This window comes from uncultured Martelella sp. (assembly GCF_963677965.2).
Lineage (GTDB): Bacteria > Pseudomonadota > Alphaproteobacteria > Rhizobiales > Rhizobiaceae > Martelella > Martelella mangrovi.
On sequence record NZ_CAXXFM010000001.1, the window covers coordinates 2,466,992 to 2,488,256 of the forward strand.

The window sequence follows — 21,265 nt, forward strand, 5'->3', positions numbered from 1 at the left end:
AAGTCCTGGTTTGAGTCATGGCGGTTGATCGCTTTCGTCAGGGGAGTGGCTTTTTTCTAGCACTCCGGGACCGTGGAAAGAAAGCGATGGTTTGCGATGTATCGCAGACGCGGCACAGCCAGAACGGCCTCACGGTGTAGGCGATGGGGCGAGCGGAACCGACATGATGCCGTTGTCTCCGCCACCACGCGTGTTGGTCAGGAACCACAGATTGCCGTCGCTGCCGGGAAGCACATCGCGGATGCGTCCGTATTCGCCGGGGTAATAGTCCGTTGCCTCCGGCGTGCCGTCGGCGGCGATGTTGACCGTCCACAGCCGTTGGCCGGTCAGGCCGGCGATAAAGAAGGTGCCGTCGATATAGGTCAGTCCGCTCGGGCCCATCTGGTCTGTCGGCCATTGGAGGACCGGATCGATATAGTCCGGGTTGTCGCCCTGTCCCTCGACAACGGGCCAGCCGTAATTTCCGCCCGGCACGATGCGGTTGAACTCGTCCCAACGATCATTACCGAATTCGGTTGCCCACATCTGTCCCGTCTCATCCCATGTGATCCCCTGCGGATTGCGGTGTCCGAAGGAATAGACATAGGAACCGTCGAAAGGATTGTCGTCGGGAATATCGCCTTCCGGCGTCATGCGCAGGATCTTGCCGGCAAGCGATTGCAGATCCTGTGACAGGTCGGGATTGCGGGTTTCGCCGACCGTGGCGTAGAGCATGCCGTCCGGGCCGAAGGCGATCCGGCCGCCGTTGTGGGCGCGCCCGCCGGGCAGTCCGTCGAGGATGATTTCGGCATCGCCGAGCGTTCCCTCCGCATAAGGCATTCGCACGATGCGATTGCCCGCGCTCGTGCTGTGATAGGCGTAAAGCCAGACGTTTCCGCCCTCTGTTCTCGTGGCAAGCCCCAGCATCCCGCCATCGCCCCGGGCGACGACATCCGGCACGGTGCCGGCGGATTGCGGTGTGTCTCCCGGCCGGAAGCGGAGGATTTCGGCGGAACCGCGCTGGCTGACAAGCCCATCCTGCCCGATGGTGACCGCCGACCACGGAATGCGCAGTCCCGAGACGATCTCGACGGGCGTGCCATCCGGTATCAGCGCCGTTGCCGGGGCGGGGGACTGGGCATGGACGGCGGAGGAAAAGACAGCAGCGAGGGAACTGATCGCGGTGATGGCAATGGTGGTTGTCACCCCGCGCGTGAGCCCGGCTGCCCGGTGCGTCGTGCGCAGGCTTTCTTCCGGGGCGTTCGGGGCGGCATATCCTGCAAAAATCCGGCGTTTCATGGTTGTATCTCCACTCTGGCGTTGAGCGGATACGACTACGGCAGCTTTGTCTTAAGGGTGTGCCGCAGTGATGTCAGTCTGTCCCGGATGTGTGGCACGGCGCGAAATCCGCAAGATGCGTTTACCGCTCGCGCGCCGCAAAGGCCGAACGGGCGGCCTGAACCTCGTCATAATGCTTTTCCGCCCAGATCCAGACACCGCAGAACGCCTTGCTGAGACTGTCGCCCAGTGGCGTCAGCGTATAGTCAACATGCGGCGGTATGACGGGGTGGACGGTCCGCAGCACCAGCCCGTCTTCCTCCAGGCGGCGGACCGTCTGCGTCAGCATTTTCTGGCTGATCCCGCCGACGATTTTCCGCAGCTGCGTATAGCGCAGCGTTCCGTGTTCGTGCAGCGCCTCGATGATCAGCATCGTCCATTTGTCGGCGACCTTGCCGATAATCTCCTCGACCAGTGCCTCGATTGCCGGATCGACGTCTTCGGGGATCGGGTCCCGGCGTTTTGCCTCGATCTCGGGATCGGCCGCGGCGCGCTGCATCAGTCACTCTCCTTTTGGTGCGTATAAGTCTTTCAGGTGCCTTCTTCCTTATGGGGAGTTTGGTTCGTAAATTGCGTTCAGGCAAGACGGAAAGGAATAAATTCATGAAAATGGAAGGCAACACCATTCTGATCACCGGCGGCGGCTCCGGCATCGGCCGGGCGCTGGCGCACCGCTTTCACGATCTCGGCAACACGGTGATCATTGCCGGGCGCCGGATGCCGGCGCTGGAAGAGGCGATCGGCGAGCGCCCGCGCATGCATGCGATGACCGTCGATATCGAAAATCCGGACAGCATTGCCGATTTTGCCGCGCGGCTGCTGGAAGCCCATCCGCAGCTCAACGTGCTCGTGAACAATGCCGGCATCATGCGCTTTGAAACGCTCGACCGTTCCCGCGCGCTTGCGGATGCCGAGGCCATGGTCGACACAAACCTTCTCGGCTGCATTCGCCTGACCAATGCGTTGGTCGAGCACCTGTCCGTGTGCGATGACGCCGCGATTGTGAATGTCAGCTCGGGCCTGGCCTTCGTGCCGATCACGGCCGCGCCGACCTATTGCGCGACGAAGGCGGCGGTTCATAGCTACACCGTGGCAATGCGCGCCGCACTTGAGGGGCAGGTCGAGGTCATCGAGCTGGTTCCGCCGCTGGTCCAGACGGAACTGACGCCCGGACAATCCACGCGGACAGGCCCGCAGCCGCTTGGCGATTTTATCGATGAGGTGATGACCCTGTTTCAGGGGCAGCCGACACCGGCGGAAATCATTGTCGAGCGCGCCCGGTTCCAGAGAAATGCCGAGGCCGAACACAGGTTTGCCGAAGCCGTGTCGACCCTGAACAAACGCGACCGGGAGGCGCGGAAAACGGCCTGACTGGGCCTGTGTCCCGAAGGGGTGATCGGCTATCGGACAGCCGTCCGTTTTCACGCGAGCGATTTCGGAGCGGGGGTACACGGGATTGTGACCCTTGCCGCGCCAGAAACCGCTCAGGGCACATGGCATAAACGGTATGATATCGCAAAATCAAAGCGTTGCTTTGGCCGGGGGCAGTTCACCCCTGGCCGAAGCGCCGGGAGAGCTGAGGGAATGCAGGAAACCAAGCATGTTGTCGTCGTCGACGATCATGATGATGTCCGGGATTCGGTTCGAGAGTATCTCGAACATCAGGGCTACAGGGTCAGTGCGGCCGATGGCGGGACGAGCCTGCGGCGGATTCTCGAGCGGCAGACGGTTGACCTGATCGTTCTTGATGTGATGATGCCGGGTGAGGATGGCATCACGCTTTGCCGGCAGGTCCGGGCTTCGGCTGATATCCCGATTATCTTTCTGACGGCGATGGCCGAGGATACGGATCGTATCGTCGGCCTCGAACTCGGCGCGGATGATTATCTCGTCAAACCGTTCAATCCGCGTGAGCTTCTTGCCCGCATCCGGGCCGTGCTTCGGCGCGCCGCAAATCCCGCCTCGGCGCGGTCGATTCTCGATCGCAGAACCGTCCGCATCGGCCCCTGGAAGGTCGATCTAGGGCGGCAGGAAATTTTAGGAGAGGATGGCGTCGGCATCGCGCTCAGCACGGCGGAGTTCCGTCTGCTCAAGGTCTTTATCGAACAGCCCGGCATCATCCTCAGCCGGGAGCAGCTTCTCGACCTGACGGTCGGCATGACGGCCGATGTTTTCGACCGCAGCATCGACAATCAGGTGAGTCGGCTGCGCAAGAAGATCGAGGAAAACCCGAAGAAACCGTCGATCATCAAGACCCACTGGGGCGGCGGCTACAGTCTCTGCACAGAGGTCGAATTCGAATGAACCTGCGCGGCCGCTTCTGCAGGCCGTCGCGTGGCGCATGCGGTTACAGAAAACGATCCGGCGTATCGCAGTCGAAGACGGTGCCGGGGTTGTCGGAGGCATAAACCGCGACGCGGGACATATGATCGGCAATGAGGCCGGCCGCTCCGCGGTCGCCTGCCAGCGTGCCGAGACGGCCATGATAGGCCCGCCCGAAAAGCACCGGATGGCCGGGCTGACCGTTGAAAACCGGCCGGCATATGCTCTGCGGACCGGCGAAGCATGCCGCCACCGCATGGAAATCCGCAGCCGTGATCCCGGGCATGTCCGCCGGGCAGATGAAGACGCCTTCGCAGCCTTGCCGCAGCATGGACGCGCCGACGGCAATGGACCCGCCCATGCCTTCGCCCGCCCGGGCATTGAAGCCTTCGCGCCAACCTGCGTGGTGTTTGAGTTCCGCAAGGATATCATCGCGATACGGAGGTCCGGTGACGATGATGCGTTGGCGGAAATCGAGACCGGCGACGGTGCGAAGAATATGCCGGATCAGCGGTATGCCCCGATAGGGCGTGACCAGCTTGTTTCCCGCCGGAAAACGCCGGGAGGAGCCAGCGGCCAGCACGATGACGTCGAACATCCGAAGCGATGGGACGCCGTCCGATTGGCCCGGTCTGTTCATGGGGCAGGGGCTGTTGCGTCAAATTCCCGGCGGCGGATCACGATTTCGCCCAGCACGGAGAGCGCCAGCGTCTGCGGTTCGCGCGCATGCGGTATGATGCCGATCGGGCCGGAGATCCGGTCCACTGTTTCGGCATCGTGACCGGCCTCCAGAAGGCGGTCGCGGCGTGCGGCATGGGTGCGTTCGCTGCCCAGGGCGCCGACATAAAAACCAGGGCCGGAAAGGACGGCTAACAGGATCGGGTCTTCCCATTCGCGTTCGTGAAACAGTAGCACGGTCGCCGTCCACGCATCGGCCGGCCATTGCGGAATATCGCGGGGGCTGGCGAGAATGCGGAGATCGATGCGAAGGTCCGAAAGACGGTGGCCGGTTTCCGCGTCCGGCGTCATCACGACGATCTCGTAGCCGGCCGCAACCCCGAGCCTGGCCGTTGTTTCAAGCTCCGGCCCTCTGCCCGCAAGGATCAGGCGCGTGACCGGCAGGTAGCGCCGGTGAAAGGCGTCTCCGTGCCAGCCGGTCGGAACCGACGGTTCGACAATGGCGGAGCGGCTTTCCCCGGGCGTGAATGCGAGGCTGAAGGGGTTGCGACGGGCAAATCGGTCGAGCGCGTCTTCGATCAGCGGTGCGGTCAGTCCGGTATGGACCAGAACATCAATGCCGCCGCCGCAGGGAAAGCGGATATCGAAAAAGGGCGATCCCCTGCCGAAGCGGAGCACGCGATCCTGCCCCCCGGCGATCACCGCCTCGACCTCATGGGCGATGGCGGGCTCGACGCAGCCGCCGGACAGATATCCGTGAAACCGCTCCCCCGAGACAACGGCCATGTGCGAGCCCACCGGCCGCGGAGCGCCGCCATTGACCTCGGTGACGGTCAGCAACGCGCCCCGCCGCCCCTCGGAAAATTCCCGCAAAAGCCAGCGAAACGGGGCGGTTTCCGACGTTGGTGGAAGATGCCCGGAAACCGGCGGCAGCGGTTGCTCCAGTGCCCGACGGAAAGTATCATCTGTGTAATAGGGCACTGGGGCAGAACCTTCTGTTTTCTATGTATTTCCGGTGGCAGCCCGTCAAAGAACGTCTTCAATGCGGATGGGGAGTTTGCGGATGCGATTGCCGGTGGCGTGATAGATCGCGTTGGCGATTGCGGGCGCCGTTCCGAGCATCACCAGTTCGCCCATGCCCTTGACGCCGGCGGAGTTGACCATCGTGTCCGGCTTGTCGATCAGGCCGACTTCCACCGCGCCGATATCGGCGTTGACGGCCATGACGTAGTCGGCGAGATCGTCATTGAGATATCCGGCAAAGCGCGGATCGACATCGCTCTGTTCGCGAAGCGCGGTGCTGAAACCCCAGACCACGCCGCCATACATCTGCCCTTCGGCGGTGCGCGGGCTGACCACCCTCCCGATATCGGCGATGCTGACGGCGCGCGGCATGCGGATGCGCCGCGTGCGCGGTTCGATATGGATTTCCACGAACTGCGCGATGTAGCTCATCGAAGTGAAGCCGGGATATTCCGATCCCGCACCGGCGCGCTGTCCGGTCCTGAAGGCTTCCAGCGCGGCGGCGTCCTGTCCGGGGGCAAGTTCCGATGCCGTCACCTCGATATAGGGGCGTTTGAGGCGGGCGAGCTGTTGATGCAGGTTGCCTGCCGGCGGGTTGGCGCCCGCAAGTTCGGCGAAACGGGCCTTCAGCGCTTCCACGACCTTGACCGTTGCCGGAATGATGCTCGCGGTGCCGCGTTCGCCGACGGTCGCCATCTGCGGTCCCACGGAGGTGTCGCCCATCAGGATCTCGATCCGGTCCGGGTTGACGTCGAGCCCTTGAAGGATGGCGCTGGCAACGGCGGTGCGGATGCCCTGACCCATTTCATGGCCCGAACTGACGATCCGGGTCGTGCCGTCGGCGCGCACCCTGAGAGTGGTTTCCGCCGCCGAACCCGAAGCGCCGAAAATGCCGCAGGCAACGCCGAGGCCGACCAGCGTGCCGTCCTCCAGCGTCATCGAACCGGGCTCCGGGCTCCGGCGGCTCCAGTCGAAGCGGCGCGCGCCTTCCCTCAGACAGTCGTTCAGGAAGTGCGGCGAGAGCGGCTGCCCGACGACGATATCGGTGGTGGCCTCATGTTCGAGGCGCAGTTCCACCGGGTCCTTGCCCAGCCTGTAGGCCATCTCGTCGATCACGCTTTCATAGGCAAAGCCGGCGGGAAACGGATGGGTGCCGCGCGTGTGGCGTGGCATGTTGCGGTCGATATAGACATCGCCCGCCGTCGCCTTCAGCCTGTCGATGGCATAAAGCCGGGCGATGTCGCCATAATAGCCATTTGAACGGAACCGGCCATTCGGCCAGTTTTCCTGTACGACATCGTAATCGATGGCGGTAAGGCGACCTTCGCTGTCAGCGGCGATGCGCATATTGTGGATGCTGCGCGGCCGATAGTTGGCGATGTGGAAGATCTGCCCGCGCGGGGTGACCAGCTTGACCGGCCGCCGGGTCAGCCGGGCGGCTTCGGCGACAAGGGCGGTCTGCAGCTTGGGCGGCGATTTCTGCCCGAAGCCGCCGCCGACATAATCGGACCGGATCGTGATCGTGTCGGCGGAAATGCCCAGCGCTTCGGCAAGCGCGTTTCTTGCCTGGTCGGAATTCTGGCAGCCTTCGTAGACCGTCAGCCGGCCGTCGGCCCAATAGGCAACGGTGCCGAACAGTTCCATTGCATTGTGGTGCTGGACCGGGGTTTCGAAGATGCCTTCGACCACCTCGGCGGCATTTTGAAACGCCGCCTCGACATCGCCGGTGTCGAACCCTTCGGAGGGAACGACCGTGGCGCCTGGGCTGTCCATCAGCGGAATGAAGGATGTCGTCTCATAGGTTGCGGTGACCGCCTCGGCCCCTTCGATGGCAGCCTCGAGCGTTTCGGCGACGACCATGGCGATGGGATAGCCGAGATAATCGATTTGCGGCGTCAGCGTCGGGAAATCGCCGATGGAGAGCACATCGACCACGCCATCGGTGCCGCGGGCCTGGTCGACGTCGATATGGGTGATCCTGCCCTTGGCAATCGTGGCCGGAACCAGCATCGCATAAAGCATGCCCGGCAATTGGGTATCGGCGCCATACCGGGTCTGGCCGCGCACCTTGCCTCCGGCGTCGATGCGGGCGATTTCGGAAAATACGTCAGCAGGCATTACGCTCTCCTTTGTGCGGCGATCATCAGGGCATCCGCGATGACCCTGGCGCCGAGTTCGATCTTGAATGCGTTCTGTGCGCCGGGACGGGCATCGGTGAATGCGGCTTCACCGGCTTCCAGCGCCAGTTCAGGCGTCAACTGCCTACCCGCGACGATGTTTTCGGCAGCCCCGGCGCGCCATGGCGTGGTGGCAACGCCGCCGAGCGCGATGCGCGCGCCGCGCACGGCGTCTCCCTCCATGTCAAGGGCGACTGCGGCGGATGCCAGGGCGAAGGCATAGCTCTCCCGGTCGCGGATCTTGTGGTAGGTCGATAACCGCCCGGCCGGGGTCTTGCGCACGATAATGGCCGTGACCAGTTCGCCGGGGTTGATGTTGAATTCCCTGTGCGGGGCGTCACCCGGCAGCCTGTAGAAATCCGCAATCGGCACGGTGCGCGTGCCGTCGGGCCCGGCAATCTCGATTGCGGCATCAAGCGCCGTCAGCGCCACCGGCCAGTCGCCCGGCGCGACCGCCGTGCAGGCATCGCTGGTGCCAAGGACCGCCTGCGTGCGGTCCAGCCCGCCGATGGCGGAACAGCCCGATCCCGGCTCGCGCTTGTTGCAGGGGTAAACGCCGACCGTGGACAGCGAACCCGCACCGTTGCGGAAATACATGCAGCGGGTTCGCTGCAGCAGGTTGCCGCCGACGGTCGCCATGTTGCGCAACTGATGCGAGGCGGCCTTCAGCAGGCTTTCGGCGAGAACCGGGTATTGATCGCGCACGACATCCGTTTCCGCCACATCCGCCATCAGCGCGTTGGCGCCGAAGCGCAGCACATCGCCCTCCGTTTCAATCGCGTTCAACCCTTCGATGCGGCTGACGTCGATCAGACGGGCCGGGCGTTCGATGCCGAGTTTCATCAGGTCATAGATATTGGTGCCGCCGGCAATATAACGGGCCGTTCCGCCGGCCTCGGCAAACTGGGCGATTGCCGCATCGGCTGTTTCCGCAACGGTATAGTTGAGGTCCCGCATCGTCAGCCCTCCATCGTTTCGGCCGCCTGAAGGACGGCGGCAAGAATGCCGACATAAGCGCCGCAGCGACAGATATTGCCGCTCATGAATTCTCGGATGGCATCGGGATCGGTCGCGTGCCCCTGCGTGACACAGGCAACGGCCGACATGATCTGCCCCGGCGTGCAATAGCCGCACTGAAGCGCATCATTGTCGATGAAGGCCTGCTGCATGGGATGCAGTTCGCCGCCCCTGGCCAGCCCCTCGATGGTGGTGACCTCGCGACCGTCAACCTTGGCGGCCAGGGTCAGACAGGACGATACGGGGCGGCCATCCAGATGCACGGTGCAGGCGCCGCACTGGCCGTGGTCGCAGCCCTTCTTGGTGCCGGTCAGCGCCAGCCGCTCGCGCAGGAGATCGAGAAGCGAAGCGCGGGCATCGACATCCATGGCAATCTGTTCGCCATTGACCTGAAAGGAGATGTGGGTCGGCGTTCCGTTTTCCGGCGCGGCAGCGACCGGCTGTTCCTGGGCCTCCAGGCGCACCGGAAGCAGGCCTGCGGCCGTCGCGCTGGCGCCAACGCCAAGCACGGTGCGTCTTTTGACGGTAAATGCGGCGTCGTTATTGCAGTCGGGGTCGGTTTCTTTATCCACGGCTGTCGCCTTTCCTTCTTTGAGTGCGCAAGTGCCCCGCGGTTCGAGGCCTGTGTGCAGGAAGATTGCAGGCGGCAGACTAGAGTGGAGTTTTCACGACCGTATGCCCTGGTTTGGCGGAATTGTCGCAAGGTGTCCCGGTGCGTTACATTATATGAACGGCGGGCTCCTCCGCCGCTCATCCATCTCGGGAGATGAGCATTGAACCGTCCGGACTTTCGATGCTTCGGTTCTCTGCACAGCCCTGAATTATCAAGTCTTTTTGCTTGTCCCGATCATGCCCGGTCTGCGGCTGCGGGCAAATACGGCCGTTTCCCCGCTGGCATACTTTCCCACACTTTCAAAAACTTCCGGCACATTCCCGGGATGAATATCCGGTAGAGCGGCGCAGTGTTCGTCTCTGGAGATCGGGCGAACCACTTCACCGTTCAGCACGCACCGTCACAACCGGAGGGACAACAAGTGCAAATGCAATTTATCCAGCGATGGGCATCGGAATTGCTCAGTATCATGCGCATCATGGCGGCCGGGTCTTTCTTCACCCATGGCACGATGAAGCTGTTTTCATGGCCCGCGCCATTCGAGTTTCCGGTGAATGCGATGCTTTATCTCGCCGGCGTGCTGGAAGTCTTCGGCGGCCTGCTGCTGATTGTCGGGCTGTTTTCGCGCCCGGTGGCGTTTCTTCTGTCCGGCTCCATGGCGGTTGCCTATTTCATGGTTCATGCGCCCGAAGGGTTCTTCCCGGTGCTGAACCACGGTGAGGCCGCCATGCTCTATTGCTTCGTATTTCTGTATATCTGCGCCGCCGGTCCCGGTTCGCTCAGCATCGATGCGATGCGGGAGAAGTCCGCGCCATCGACAGGTGCGGAAAACGCCTGACCTCTCGCGTTTAGTCAGTATGAGAGGTCCGGCCGGCATCCCGGTTCTGGTCCCCGTCCTTTCGGGATGCCGGCTGCAGACCGCCGCTGATCAGCGCGGCGAGCGCGGCAATGGCTTCGGCCTCGCTGCAAAGGCCGCGCACCATATGCGCGGAAAGCGCCTCGCCCGCGCCAACCATGCCGACACAGCGTTGGGTGAGTTCGTCCTGCGACAGGCTGGTGTGCGGTCTCAACACTGCAGCGAACATCTCCACATTATTGTCCAGCAATTCCTGAAACACGGCCGCCTTTTCCGGGCTTCCCCCAAGCGCGGTGCCGACGGCGTGAAATTCGTCGGTCATGTTGCCGGCGCAGCGGATATAGGCGGCGGCCAGCAGATCGGCCGTTTCGCCGGTGTCGTGTTCGCCGTCGGCCATGGCAGCGCGGAAGGCCTCGACCCGCTCCGCGTCGATCATCCTGTAAAGTGCGATCAGCAGGCCCGAGCGCGTTTCGAAATGGTCATAGGCGACCGGCTTTGAAACGCCGGCACATGCGGCGAGATGACCGAGGGTCAGCCTGTCGGCGCCTTCCTTGCGAATAATTTCAAGCGCCTTTTCCAGTAACTGGCGCCGCCGCTCTGGCTTGGAAAGCCTGCGGGCCTGCGGGTTCCCTGCATCACTCTTCATTCTGAAATTGCACTCCCTGAAGCTACGCCTCTTGCGTAACCTACTATTGGTAACTTATATCCGGTAACCTACTTTTAGTAGGTTTCGTAACAGGACAGGGAAAGCACCGCAATGTCACCACATCCCATTCTTCTCATCGGCGGCTCCGGCATAGTCGGCCGTCATGCTGCCCGCTATCTGCGCGATGCGCACCCTGACGCGCCCTTGCTGATCGCGGGGCGCGATCGCGACAGAGCGGAGGCGGTGGCGCAAGGGCTTGGAAAGGCGGAAGCCGCCAGGGTCGATCTTTCCGCGGACGATCTCGGCCTTGGAGATCGGCCGGTCGGCGCGGTTGCGGTTCTGTTTGCCGACGAGCAGCTGGCCGGCCTGCGTTTTGCCCGCGCGCGCGACGTGCCGCATATCAGCATATCGCCGCTTCTGCAGGAAATCGGCCCCGAGGTCGGCAGCTATATTCACAGCCCCGCAGCCGCTCCCGTCATTCTCGGCACGGAATGGCTGGTCGGCGCCACCACCGTTCCGGCGCTTGCTTTCGCCAAAAGATTTGGCCGGCTGGACAGCATTTCGATTGCCGCGCTCCTGGATGACGAGGATACCGGCGGTCCCGCGCAGACGGTCGATCTGGAACGGGTGACGCGAACGGCGCCGGCAGCCCTTGCCCGGCGTGACGGCCGGTTCGTCTGGCGCACCGGCGACGACGCCGAAGCTGTCATCCGCGCCATCGATGGAACGGAGATGGCGGCAACGGCCTTGTCGCCGAACGATGTGGTGGCGCTTGCCATGGCCACGGACGCGCCGAATGTGGAATTCAACCTTGCAACGGGCGTCAGCTCGTCGCGCCGCAAGGGCGAGCCGATGTCGACCGAAATCATCATCGACCTTGCCGGCGCGGATCATGAAGGCCGGCCGCTTGGCACCCGCCACGCCGTCATGCACCCTGAAGGGCAGTTTCCGTTGACGGGGCTTGGCGTTGCCATGGCCCTTGAGAGGGCGACCGGCCTTGATGGCGGTCCGGCTCTCGCCGCCGGCCTCTATTTTCCCTATCAGTTGCTGGACCCCGCCGCCTATTTTGAACGCTTCGGGCAGATCGGTGGGAAAGTGCTGACCCTTTAGGGCGCTTCTGTCTGGCTCTGTTGCGCCTGAAGGCTGGCGATATAGGCCGAGAACATGTCGGCCATCGCTCCGGCAAAGGCTTCGATCTCGGCGGCCGAATGCGGCGTTTCGGAAAAGTCTTTTCCCGCTGTCGTCAGCGTCGTCATGATCAGCTCTCCAGCCAGATCGCGCATAGGGGCCGGCGTGCCCGAAAGCACCTCGCTCATGAAACGCTGAAAGGTCTCGCCGCCCTTGGCCTTTTCCGCCTTCGCCTCCGGGGCGTCGCGGTAAAGCGGCGCGGCGTCGTCCAGCGCGCCGCGCACCTCCGCCTCTTCGCATTCGGAAAGGATGAAGGCATGGACCAGCGCCCTCAGCCGCTCCAGCGGCGGCCGGGAACTGTCCTCGATAATCCGGCCTAGAAGGTCCGTCGTCTCGCGCCATTCCTCGCTTTGAAGCCGGAACAGGATCGCCGCCTTGTTGGGGAAATACTGGTAGAGCGAGCCGATGCTGACGCCGGCTCTTTCTGCCACCCGCGCCGTGGTGAACCGCTGCACGCCTTCCTTTTCCAGAACCTGAACGGCCGCATCGAGAATCGTCGCGACAAGATCGGCCGAGCGCGCCTGTTTGGGGCTTTTGCGCAGGGAAATGTCAGGTTTGCGGGCATCGGTCATGGACAAGAGACATCCTTCAGGCGGAAATGCGACTGATCCATCATATTCGCGAAATCATGCCATCGGCAAGGCGCTCGGAATGCGGCCCGGTGGTCGGGCCGCATCCGTCTTCGGACTGATGTCTCAGGCGGGATTCATCATCGCGAATATGTCGTCATATCTGCCGTCGCGTTCGGCCCATCGTCTGGCGAAGTCGCGTTCCAGCAGCACTTCGCCGCGCGGATGGTTTTCCGCATCCAGCATTTGCATCACGTCGGCAATATACGCGCCAAGCGGCATCGCTCTCGGGTCGGTTGCCTGCCCGGCGCCTGTCAGTTCGGTCTGCACATAGGGCGGCGACAGTTCCAGAACCTCGACCGGGATGTTGCGAAGCTGATGCCGGAGCGATGTCAGCCAGGAGTGCAGAAACGCCTTGCTGGCGCAATAGGCCGGAAAAGCAGTGCGCGGCACGAAGGCGAGGGCGGAACTGGTCGCCATAATCGTGGCATTGGGCTGTGCCTTCAGCAGCGGCAGGAATGCGGCCACCGTGCGGACAACGCCGACAATATTGGTCTCGACGATCATCTCTGCCGTCGCGCTCTCCCAGCCGTCTGCGGTGAGATCTTCAGGGCGCGAGACGCCGGCATTGGCGATCAGCACATTGAGGTCGGGGTAATCGGCGCGCACTTGCGCCGCAACAGCGTCCAGCGATGCGGGATCGTTGACGTCGAGTTTCAGCCCGGTCATTCCGGGCCGGGTGTGCGTGATGGCGTCGAGCCTGTCCTGCCGCCGTCCGGCGATGATGACGCGGTTGCCGCGGTCGTGAAACGCTTCGGCCAGCGCGCGGCCGATGCCGCTGGTGCCGCCGGTGATGAAGATCGTGTTGCCTGTCGTTTTCATATCTTTGCTGCTCCTTCAGGGGGAAGGCCACGGCAAGCTGCGGACCTGACGCAAAGCAGCGCATGAAAACCGTATGGATCGCCGGAACAAACGGAATCCGAACGGGTACAGAACTGCTGTCGGGAGGCAAAATGGCATACCGTGGCACCTTTCGGCCGAGATTTCCCTGCTGGGGTCCCCTCGACAAAGGATGCGTTGGATAACGGTAACGCCTACGGCAGTGCGAACGAAGCGCCTGCACCTTCTGCCTATCTTCTCGGGCCGATGTCGTCAAGCTTCGGCTTGAAAGTTGAGGGTGTTCAAAAATACAACCTTAAAACCTGAGCAAGGTCGTTGCGGAAGCGTCTTCCTGTATCGAAGACACGTGTCTAAATTCGGAAAAATGAATATTTTTCAGACGTTTGAATGTCCGGCAATCCACGACGACGAATGCGATTAGAAAATGCGATCTATCGATCATATTTTTTGAGGATCATGCGTCCTGAAACGCCAATCGCCACCTTCAGACCACCCCACACAAGGATAACGCCATGTTCAAAGCACCGCAGAGAAACACGACACCATCCCTTGCCGGACGGGGTTTGGCACGGCTTTCGACGTTGCGGGGCCGCGCCGCGCCTTTCGCGCTGGGCGCCGGGCTTCTGGTGATGGGATGCGCCCCGGTTCCGGCACAGCAGGCAGACGCCACGCTTGCCGGGCCCGTTGTCGCCACGGACGCCGCCCATGCCTCCTACCAGCGCGTTTTGACGGCGGCGCAAGACCTCATGGAAACATTGTCACCCGCGCAGCGCGACGCGCTTGCGCTCGATTACAGTTTCGCCAATGCCACGCGCTGGCACACCTATCCCGACGCGACGCTCGGCAGCCGGCGAAACCGGCTGGGACTGCAGCTGGAGGGCCTCTCGGAAGACCAGTGGGGCGCCGTTTACGCTCTGCTTGACGCGGCCCTGGGCAGCGCGCCGGATGAAGGCGCCGACGAGGTGCGCCAGCATTTGAGCATTGACGATTACCTTCGTCGCGGCGGCGCCCGCAGCGATTATGGCCGAGGCGAATTCAAGCTCGCCTTTCTGGGCGAACCGTCGCCCACCGGTCTTTGGGAACTGCAGTTCGGCGGCCATCATCTGGCCGTTGCCAACACCTATCGCGATGGCCTGCTGATCGGTGCAACGCCATCCTTTCGCGGCATGGAGCCGCTGACCCCGGTCGAATACGATGGCGGTAATTTCGCGCCCCAGCTTCAGGAACACCAAGCCTTCGTCGCCCTGCTGGCGTCGCTTGACGACACGCAGCGTGAACAGGCCCGTCTTTCCCGGCGCGGAAACCTTATGATGGCAGGGCGCAACTGGGATTTCCCCGAACGCTCCCAAGGGCTTGCCGTCGCTGGCCTTGACCGAGAGCAACGCGCCCTGCTGTTTGCCGCGATGGAAACCTTTGTCGGCGACGCCGATGACGTCTCGGCGGCCGCGTTCATGGAAAAATACCGCAGAGAAATCGAACGGACGTATATCGGCTTTTCAGGCTCTCCGTCGCTTTCGGCCACCGGCGACTATGTCCGGATAGACGGTCCTTCGGTCTGGATCGAGTTCTATATGGACCCTCCCTTCAGCACCGAACAACCGCACCCGCACGCGCTCTGGCGCGACAAGCAGGCCGACTATGGCGGCACACGGCCGTAAGCCATCGCTGCGGCAGGCAGGCGGAAAATACAGTAAAAACATGTTATTCCGGCGCGTCCGAAAGCGATAAATGAAGAATAATGCAGGCCGGCAGATCTTGTGAAATATTGATACAATTTTTTTGTTTTTTCTGTTCGGTTTTTCTGCGAGTACCTCTGAGAGGGAATCCAGGAAACCGAACAGATTGGCCGGATGTGCAGTGTATCGGAGTGGTGTTGACAATCTTTTTGCCGGGGCGAGGCGAGGATGAGGCGTCTTTGGAGAAAGAGTCTCGCGGCGCAGTTCATCGGCTTCATGCTTGCCGCGCTGATCGTCTCGCAAACGATTGCGTTCCTGATCTCGTGGGACGAGCGCACCTCCGCGCTCAGGGCCGCGGCCAAGAGCGAGTTCTACAGCCGCGCCGTTTCCATGACCGGCTTGCTGCAGTCGATTCCGCCGGCCTCGCGTGAACAGGCGCTGCATGCCAGCGAGACGACCTATTCGCGGTTCTGGCTGACCGACAGCGGTCCCGGCGAGGCGCGCGCCTGGCGGCTTGAGGCGCTGGATCAGCTTTCCCGTCCGCTCGACAATTTCATCGACCTGTCGGACCAGTATCACTGGGCCGCACCGGCAAAGCCGAAGCTGCCGGAGCGCAGCGAGGTCGCTTCGGAAAACGCCGATGAAGGATGGGTTTCGCCACCACCGGCCGTCTGGTCGCTGCCGCAAATTGCCAGGTTTATCCATTTCGACAGGCGCAAGGGCCTTGGCATCATGGTCGAACTAGGCGACGGGCAATGGCTGAATTTCGCCTCCTATCAGGCAGATAGCGGCCGCTGGTGGAATTCAAGGTCGCTGACCTCCGTCGGGCTTGCGGCTCTGCTTCTGGCGCTGATTGGCGCTCTGATCTCGCATCGCATCTCCCGGCCGCTCCGCGATCTCGCGCGCTCGGCGGAGGCGCTTGGCCGCGGCGAAAACCTGCCGCCGCTTGCCGAAAGCGGCCCCGAGGAAGTCAGGCGAACCGCCGAAGCCTTCAACCGGATGCAGGCGCGCCTCAGGCGTTTCGTGGAAGACCGGACCAAGATGCTGGCGGCGATCGGCCATGACCTGCGCACGCCGTTGACCTCGCTCCGTTTGCGCACCGAACTCGTTGAGAATGCCGCGACACGCCGGAAAATGCTGGCGACCATCGATGAGTTGCAGGGCATGACCGAGGCCGCGATTGAGTTTGCGCGCGGCCAGTCGGTCGATGAAAAGACGCGCGCGATCGATCTCGATGCCCTGGTCGGCAGCATCTGCGAGGATCACGCGGATATCGACCATCCGGTGACCTATCTCGAGAGCGAGAAGACGGTCTATCGCTGTCGACCGGATTCGCTACGCCGCGCCATCCGCAATCTCATCGAAAACGCGGTTCGCTATGGCGGCGAGGCGAACGTGTTTCTGAGGATGAATGAAACCACCGTCGATATCGTGATCGCGGATCGCGGCCCGGGCATCCCCGAGGACATGCACAGCAAGGTTTTCTCGCCCTATTTTCGGCTGGAAACCTCGCGCAACCGGCAGACCGGCGGCATCGGCCTCGGTCTATCAATCGCCCGCGCCATCGCCCAGCAGCATGGCGGCGACATCACTTTTGTGATGACGGACCATGGCATGGAAGCGATCATCGCGCTTCCGTGCGAGGGCATGTGTGTGCGGACGTGAAATGCTGGCCGGCAATATTACCGGCACCATTCGAGAGCAGAAAGGCGACGATTGCGGCTACCTTGTCGATTTCGCCGTAGCGCCTCTTAGAATTTCGCAACTATAAAGTTGATTGTATTTATCATATTTTATATACGCCCCATGACATATGGATTTGGCATTGCGACATGGGGTGGCTAAGGAGCCAACCTTCTCATCAAAATTGATCTCGCTTTGGTTTGATGACGGACAGGATACGGCGAAAAACGGAACGTTTCAGCGCATCGTGCTGCCATGCGGCTGCGTGGCATTTGCGGAACACATATCGCTTATGAAGAAGTTTGGCCGCCTCACCGATATCTATCTTGCCGAGCGCATGCGTCTCAATCGCCTCGCCAACAGAATTCTGGGCAACTGGGAGGATGCCGAGGATGTCACGCAGGAGGCGTTCGCGAAGCTGCAAAAAAGTAATGTCGAACCGGATGGTCCAGGCATTTTTGTCAGAACAATCCGCAATCTGGCGATCGACCGGCTGCGCGCCGCTGACATCCGTCGGACCCATGCGCAGCGCGCACAGGCGGTTGAGGAATACGACGCGCCCTCTCCAGACCGGATCGTGACCGCACGGCAGGAGCTGGAGGATCTCTTTACCGCATTGCAGCAGCTTCCCCGCCGCAGGCAGCAGATCTTTCTGTTGAACCGGCTGGATGGCATGCGACATGCGGAAATCGCCCGGCAACTCGGCATATCGGTCAGCACGGTGGAAAAGGAATTGCGCAGCGCGCTGGAATTTTGCCAGCGCTGGCGGGAGGAACGCAATGATGATTGAGGATTTTTCGCGCTCAAACGTCTTGTTGGGAATAGAGCCGCAATTCGTTTTCCGGGAGGGCGATCTGTGAGGACGACCGGTCGTGCCAATGAAAAGATCGCAGCCGAACAAGCCGAGCGCGAGGCCACGGCCTGGTTTGTTCGCCTGAACGATCGAAAGCCGAGCCGTTCGGACTGTCGGGCCTTTGACGAATGGCTGCGGGCCGATAGCGGCAACGGCCAGGCCTATGAACGCGTCCGGTTGCTGTGGGATGATCTGCGCGAGCCGGCGGAGCGGCTGGGCGCGGGCGGCTGGTATCGCGTGCCAACAAGGCAACACGCCTATCGCTGGCCCGCAATCCGGTTCGCGGCGATGGCAGCGGCAATGCTTGCCATTGTCGTGGTGACAATGTTGTGGCGCGACCCCGGCCTGCCGGACCGTGCATTCGCTGATTATGCGACCCCGCCCGGCCAGACGCGCGAGATCGAGCTGGCCGACGGCTCGACCCTGTTCCTTGATGGCGGCAGCGCCGTGGATGTCTCGATGACCGGGCAGGCGCGCGATATCCGCCTTCTTCGCGGCCGGGCCTATTTCGATGTGACGCATGATGAAACGCGGCCCTTCCTGGTGCATTCGGGAACGGTTGAGACTCGCGTGCTCGGAACCGCCTTTGCCGTCGAGCAGAACAAGGATAATGTCGAGGTTACGGTCGCACGCGGGCTTGTCTCCGTTGCCGAGGGCGGCTCTTCAAGAAGGCTCCGCGCCGGTCAGGCCGTGGCGGTGACGGTCACCGGCCCGGGAGCGGTGGAAACCGTCGATCCGGAGCTTGCGCTTTCCTGGCGGCGCGGACTGATCATTCTGGACAGGGCGCCGCTCGGCGTCGTCGTTGACGAACTTGAAAGGATGTCTGCCGGGCGTGTGGTCATCGCCGATCAATCGCTGCGGCAACTACGTTTGTCCGGCGTCTTCCAGGTCGACGATGCCGACGCGGTTCTGGAGGCCATGCGCACCGGTCTCGGTCTGAAAGTGCTTTCGACGCCCGGTTTCGTCACCCTCATCTACGGCTGAAAATGCCGTTATCCGGGCAATCGGTTCGGCGTCGTAAAAAACTTGAGTATTTTTTACGGGTTTTAATTCCTGGCCCGTCCTGCAGTCAGAAGATGGTTTTTAATCCTCGCAGGACCGGAAACAGAATGCTCAAAATAAACAAAAGACTATTGTGTGGCGCGGCGGCTTTGGCGGTGTTTGCCGCAGGCGGCCTACAAACGGCGTCGGCGCAATCGGCAGCATCAGATCAGGCCGTGCCAGGGGCGTTGCAAGGGGCCTTGCAGACCCATCAGTTCAATATCCCGGCGCAGGCGATGCTGGCCGCGCTTGCCGATTTTACCGCGGCGACGGATATCCAGGTCATCCGGCAGGGCGATGAGGCGATAACCGGACGCTCGGATGCCGTCAGCGGCAATCTGACGGCGGACACCGCCCTGAGAACGCTTCTGCGGTCATCGGGCTATGCCTACCGTTTCACCGGCAACCGGACGGCCGTGATTTTCCGCCCGACGGGTGAGGAAATACCGCTGGACACGCTCGGCGAAAGCATCCTTCTGGACACGATCGACGTCAATGTCGTCGGCGGCGCGCCTGCCGACATTCCCTACCAGACGCCGGGATCGGGCGCTTACATCTCGTCGGAGCGGATACAGCGGCTGCGGGGCAACGCGCCGGGCGACATATTCGTCGGCACGCCGGGCGTCACCGCCGCCGGCAAGAACAACGGCGCCAAGCTGGACGTCAATATTCGCGGCATGCAGGGCCAGGGCCGCGTCAAGGTCGCCATTGACGGCACGCAACAGTCGACGACGACGTGGCGCGGCTATCAGGGCGTTGACGAACGCGTCTATATCGATCCGGATATGATCGGCGGCGTCGATATTTCGAAGGGGCCGTCGGGCGGTGCCCAGGGAGCCGGCGCCAATGGCGGCGTCGTGGAAATCCGCACCATCGGCGTCCAGGATATTCTTGAGGGAGACGAGACTTTCGGCGTACGCCTGCGCGGCGGTATCAGCGACAACGCGATCGCCCCGCCGACGCCGCCGGAATATCACCAGCGCACCGATGCCCCCTCGCTTTTCGACTTCAACAACGGGTCCGGCAGCATCGCTGCGGCATGGGCGCGGGAAGATTTCGATTTCATCGCGGCCTTCTCGCGCCGCAAGACCGGAAACTACTTCGCCGGAAAAAACGGCGACACGACCTATGAATATAATGATCGGGACTATCCCCTTTCCTTCACCAAGCCCGGCGAGGAGGTGTTCAACACCTCGGAAGACACCACATCCGGACTGGCCAAGGCGACCTTCCGCTGGGGAAACGGGCAGAGCCTTCAGCTCGGCTACGTGCATTTCCAGAGCGAGTTCGGGGAATCGATGGGATCGCTGCTGTTCCAGCAGGATGACGGTTTCCGTCAGGTTCAGCTTTCCGACATCAAGACGAATACCTATACCGCGCGCTATCGCTGGACGCCGGACGACAATGAACTCATCGATCTGAGGGCGAATATCTGGGCGGCCGATGTTTCCGGCACGACGCGGGCTGTTGCGTCCTTCCCGGACCTTTTGGACTGGGGGATCATACCGGCAGACGAGCCGCGTTACGCCGAGACCCACACATATGGCGGCGATATCACCAATACGAGCGTATTCTACACCGATGCCGGCACGATCTCGGTGGATTACGGCGGCGCCTATACCTACGAGGACATGGATGGCGACGAGTATTGCAGCCGGCCGATGACGACGACGCCCTGCGTCTGGATGCAACCGAGCGTGGGCAATCGTTCCGTCGGCAGCGTCTTTTCCACGGCGGAATGGGAAATCAACGACTGGCTGACGCTGGATGGCGGGCTGCGCTACGATATGTGGCGGCTTGAGGATCGCAACACGGTGGACACGCCCCCCGAAGACAGGAACAGGGATGGTGGAAGTCTCAGCCCGTCGATCGGCGTGACGGTCTCTCCCTTCGAGGGCGTTCAGCTGTTCACGCGCTATGCCGAGGGCATTCGTCCGCCGACGATGCGCGAGACGATGTTCAGCGACGGCAACGCCACACCGAACCCCGATCTGCTTCCCGAAACGACCAAAAGCTGGGAGGCGGGGATCAACTATCTCGGCTACGACCTCTTTACCGGGGGCGATGTCGGGCGGCTGAAGCTGGCCTATTTCCACAACGACCATAAGGACTATATCTCGCGCGTTACGGCAGTTCCCAAACCGGGAGAACCGATGTTCACTTTCGCCAACCTGAACAAGGTGAAAAGCAGGGGCATCGAGCTTTCCGGTGCCTATGATGCCGGCGGTTTCTTCACCGAAGGCTCGCTCAACTACTATACGGAGTTCGAGTTCTGCGAGACTTCAGCTTGCAGCGATGCCCCCGTCTCGCAGGACTATGCTGTTGCGCATGTCCCGCCGGAAATCGCTCTCACGCTGACGGCAGGTGTTCGTCTGTTCGATGAAAAGCTGACGATTGGCGGACGCGTCAACCACAGCGGCAAGCGGCTTCTGGAACTCACCCAGTCGGACCGCCAGCGCACGCCGATGTGGGTGCCCTACACAACGGTGGATGCGTTCGTGGACTATGAAATCAGCGACAACCTCTCGCTCAACGTTCAGGCGCAAAACCTGTTCGACCGCTACTATGTCGATTCCATTGATGGCTGGGTTCCCGCGCCCGGGCGGACGATCAGGGCGAACCTGACTGCGCGGTTTTGACCGGGCCGGCGAACCCGCCCGCACACCTTCTTTCGATAATGGCCGCCGTTTCCGGCGGCCCCTCAGG

Annotated in this window: 19 protein-coding genes; 9 read left to right on the forward strand and 10 right to left on the reverse strand. The window is 62.2% G+C overall.

What is annotated here, in order from left to right; translation table 11 throughout:
* Window positions 1-129: 129 nt before the first annotated feature.
* Entirely contained in the window at window positions 130-1,278 is a 1,149-nt protein-coding gene (locus ACHZCU_RS11555) for a PQQ-dependent sugar dehydrogenase (RefSeq protein WP_319518893.1), read from the reverse strand.
* Between the two features lie 121 nt (window positions 1,279-1,399).
* Complete coding sequence (locus ACHZCU_RS11560) at window positions 1,400-1,816, reverse strand: helix-turn-helix domain-containing protein (RefSeq protein WP_319518894.1); 417 nt, start codon at window positions 1,814-1,816, stop codon at window positions 1,400-1,402.
* A 104-nt stretch (window positions 1,817-1,920) separates the two neighbouring features.
* Between ACHZCU_RS11560 and ACHZCU_RS11565 the strand changes: the two genes are divergently transcribed.
* Window positions 1,921-2,688, forward strand: a complete 768-nt coding sequence (locus ACHZCU_RS11565) for an SDR family oxidoreductase (protein ID WP_319518895.1) — start codon at window positions 1,921-1,923, stop codon at window positions 2,686-2,688.
* A gap of 213 nt (window positions 2,689-2,901) precedes the next feature.
* Window positions 2,902-3,621 (forward strand): response regulator, encoded by a 720-nt coding sequence (locus tag ACHZCU_RS11570; protein ID WP_106306314.1) that lies wholly within the window; start codon window positions 2,902-2,904, stop codon window positions 3,619-3,621.
* 43 nt (window positions 3,622-3,664) lie between these two features.
* Here ACHZCU_RS11570 and ACHZCU_RS11575 read toward each other — a convergent pair whose 3' ends face one another.
* Genes ACHZCU_RS11575 through ACHZCU_RS11595 form a run of 5 tightly spaced genes read right to left on the reverse strand, consistent with a single transcriptional unit; the run spans window position 3,665 to window position 9,106 of the window.
* Complete coding sequence (locus tag ACHZCU_RS11575) at window positions 3,665-4,237, reverse strand: nucleotidyltransferase family protein (protein ID WP_319518896.1); 573 nt, start codon at window positions 4,235-4,237, stop codon at window positions 3,665-3,667.
* Window positions 4,238-4,275: 38 nt separating this feature from the next.
* The gene (locus ACHZCU_RS11580; protein ID WP_319518897.1) at window positions 4,276-5,298 is read right to left on the reverse strand and encodes an XdhC family protein; all 1,023 of its coding nucleotides are present in this window, start codon (window positions 5,296-5,298) and stop codon (window positions 4,276-4,278) included.
* Window positions 5,299-5,343: 45 nt separating this feature from the next.
* Window positions 5,344-7,458 (reverse strand): xanthine dehydrogenase family protein molybdopterin-binding subunit, encoded by a 2,115-nt coding sequence (locus ACHZCU_RS11585; RefSeq protein WP_319518898.1) that lies wholly within the window; start codon window positions 7,456-7,458, stop codon window positions 5,344-5,346.
* A complete protein-coding gene (locus ACHZCU_RS11590; RefSeq protein WP_319518899.1) occupies window positions 7,458-8,474 on the reverse strand; it encodes a xanthine dehydrogenase family protein subunit M in 1,017 nt (338 codons plus the stop codon). Before ACHZCU_RS11590 ends, ACHZCU_RS11585 begins: the two co-directional genes overlap by 1 nt.
* A 2-nt stretch (window positions 8,475-8,476) precedes the next feature.
* Window positions 8,477-9,106, reverse strand: coding sequence for a (2Fe-2S)-binding protein (locus tag ACHZCU_RS11595; RefSeq protein WP_319518900.1), 630 nt, complete (start codon window positions 9,104-9,106; stop codon window positions 8,477-8,479).
* Window positions 9,107-9,574: 468 nt separating this feature from the next.
* On the opposite strand from ACHZCU_RS11595, the gene ACHZCU_RS11600 reads away from it, so the two are divergent.
* Complete coding sequence (locus ACHZCU_RS11600; protein ID WP_319519785.1) at window positions 9,575-9,985, forward strand: DoxX family protein; 411 nt, start codon at window positions 9,575-9,577, stop codon at window positions 9,983-9,985.
* A 10-nt stretch (window positions 9,986-9,995) separates the two neighbouring features.
* Here ACHZCU_RS11600 and ACHZCU_RS11605 read toward each other — a convergent pair whose 3' ends face one another.
* Entirely contained in the window at window positions 9,996-10,649 is a 654-nt protein-coding gene (locus ACHZCU_RS11605; protein ID WP_319518901.1) for a TetR/AcrR family transcriptional regulator, read from the reverse strand.
* A 111-nt stretch (window positions 10,650-10,760) separates the two neighbouring features.
* Here ACHZCU_RS11605 and ACHZCU_RS11610 point away from each other — a divergent pair, with 111 nt between their 5' ends.
* Window positions 10,761-11,759 carry an NAD(P)-dependent oxidoreductase gene (locus tag ACHZCU_RS11610; RefSeq protein ID WP_319518902.1) on the forward strand — a complete coding sequence of 333 codons (999 nt, stop codon included), beginning with the start codon at window positions 10,761-10,763 and terminating at the stop codon, window positions 11,757-11,759.
* Here the strand turns inward: ACHZCU_RS11610 and ACHZCU_RS11615 are convergent.
* Window positions 11,756-12,409 (reverse strand): TetR family transcriptional regulator, encoded by a 654-nt coding sequence (locus ACHZCU_RS11615; RefSeq protein WP_319518903.1) that lies wholly within the window; start codon window positions 12,407-12,409, stop codon window positions 11,756-11,758. The genes ACHZCU_RS11610 and ACHZCU_RS11615 overlap by 4 nt on opposite strands.
* A 123-nt stretch (window positions 12,410-12,532) precedes the next feature.
* Window positions 12,533-13,288, reverse strand: coding sequence for an SDR family NAD(P)-dependent oxidoreductase (locus ACHZCU_RS11620; protein ID WP_319518904.1), 756 nt, complete (start codon window positions 13,286-13,288; stop codon window positions 12,533-12,535).
* A gap of 530 nt (window positions 13,289-13,818) precedes the next feature.
* On the opposite strand from ACHZCU_RS11620, the gene ACHZCU_RS11625 reads away from it, so the two are divergent.
* The 5 genes from ACHZCU_RS11625 to ACHZCU_RS11645 all read left to right on the forward strand — a co-directional run bounded on the left by ACHZCU_RS11625 (window position 13,819) and on the right by ACHZCU_RS11645 (window position 21,198).
* Window positions 13,819-14,964, forward strand: a complete 1,146-nt coding sequence (locus tag ACHZCU_RS11625) for a DUF3500 domain-containing protein (protein WP_319518905.1) — start codon at window positions 13,819-13,821, stop codon at window positions 14,962-14,964.
* A 246-nt stretch (window positions 14,965-15,210) separates the two neighbouring features.
* Window positions 15,211-16,647 (forward strand): ATP-binding protein, encoded by a 1,437-nt coding sequence (locus tag ACHZCU_RS11630; protein WP_319518906.1) that lies wholly within the window; start codon window positions 15,211-15,213, stop codon window positions 16,645-16,647.
* 148 nt (window positions 16,648-16,795) lie between these two features.
* Window positions 16,796-17,455 carry a sigma-70 family RNA polymerase sigma factor gene (locus ACHZCU_RS11635; RefSeq protein WP_319518907.1) on the forward strand — a complete coding sequence of 220 codons (660 nt, stop codon included), beginning with the start codon at window positions 16,796-16,798 and terminating at the stop codon, window positions 17,453-17,455.
* A gap of 66 nt (window positions 17,456-17,521) precedes the next feature.
* On the forward strand, window positions 17,522-18,502 hold the full coding sequence (locus ACHZCU_RS11640; protein WP_319518908.1) for a FecR domain-containing protein: 981 nt from the start codon (window positions 17,522-17,524) through the stop codon (window positions 18,500-18,502).
* Window positions 18,503-18,759: 257 nt separating this feature from the next.
* Window positions 18,760-21,198: a TonB-dependent receptor domain-containing protein gene (locus ACHZCU_RS11645; protein WP_319518909.1), complete on the forward strand. Its 2,439-nt coding sequence runs from the start codon at window positions 18,760-18,762 to the stop codon at window positions 21,196-21,198.
* Window positions 21,199-21,265 lie beyond the last annotated feature (67 nt).

Excerpts from the sequence above, each read along its gene's own strand:
- ACHZCU_RS11610 (WP_319518902.1), top strand. The coding sequence starts at position 10,761 with ATGTCACCACATCCCATTCTTCTCATCGGCGGCTCCGGCATAGTCGGC.
- ACHZCU_RS11590 (WP_319518899.1), bottom strand. The coding sequence starts at position 8,474 with ATGCGGGACCTCAACTATACCGTTGCGGAAACAGCCGATGCGGCAATC.
- ACHZCU_RS11560 (WP_319518894.1), bottom strand. The coding sequence starts at position 1,816 with ATGCAGCGCGCCGCGGCCGATCCCGAGATCGAGGCAAAACGCCGGGAC.
- ACHZCU_RS11600 (WP_319519785.1), top strand. The coding sequence starts at position 9,575 with ATGCAATTTATCCAGCGATGGGCATCGGAATTGCTCAGTATCATGCGC.
- ACHZCU_RS11630 (WP_319518906.1), top strand. The coding sequence starts at position 15,211 with ATGAGGCGTCTTTGGAGAAAGAGTCTCGCGGCGCAGTTCATCGGCTTC.
- ACHZCU_RS11635 (WP_319518907.1), top strand. The coding sequence starts at position 16,796 with ATGGATTTGGCATTGCGACATGGGGTGGCTAAGGAGCCAACCTTCTCA.
- ACHZCU_RS11620 (WP_319518904.1), bottom strand. The coding sequence starts at position 13,288 with ATGAAAACGACAGGCAACACGATCTTCATCACCGGCGGCACCAGCGGC.
- ACHZCU_RS11585 (WP_319518898.1), bottom strand. The coding sequence starts at position 7,458 with ATGCCTGCTGACGTATTTTCCGAAATCGCCCGCATCGACGCCGGAGGC.
- ACHZCU_RS11555 (WP_319518893.1), bottom strand. The coding sequence starts at position 1,278 with ATGAAACGCCGGATTTTTGCAGGATATGCCGCCCCGAACGCCCCGGAA.
- ACHZCU_RS11570 (WP_106306314.1), top strand. The coding sequence starts at position 2,902 with ATGCAGGAAACCAAGCATGTTGTCGTCGTCGACGATCATGATGATGTC.
- ACHZCU_RS11575 (WP_319518896.1), bottom strand. The coding sequence starts at position 4,237 with ATGTTCGACGTCATCGTGCTGGCCGCTGGCTCCTCCCGGCGTTTTCCG.
- ACHZCU_RS11565 (WP_319518895.1), top strand. The coding sequence starts at position 1,921 with ATGAAAATGGAAGGCAACACCATTCTGATCACCGGCGGCGGCTCCGGC.
- ACHZCU_RS11605 (WP_319518901.1), bottom strand. The coding sequence starts at position 10,649 with ATGAAGAGTGATGCAGGGAACCCGCAGGCCCGCAGGCTTTCCAAGCCA.
- ACHZCU_RS11625 (WP_319518905.1), top strand. The coding sequence starts at position 13,819 with ATGTTCAAAGCACCGCAGAGAAACACGACACCATCCCTTGCCGGACGG.
- ACHZCU_RS11615 (WP_319518903.1), bottom strand. The coding sequence starts at position 12,409 with ATGACCGATGCCCGCAAACCTGACATTTCCCTGCGCAAAAGCCCCAAA.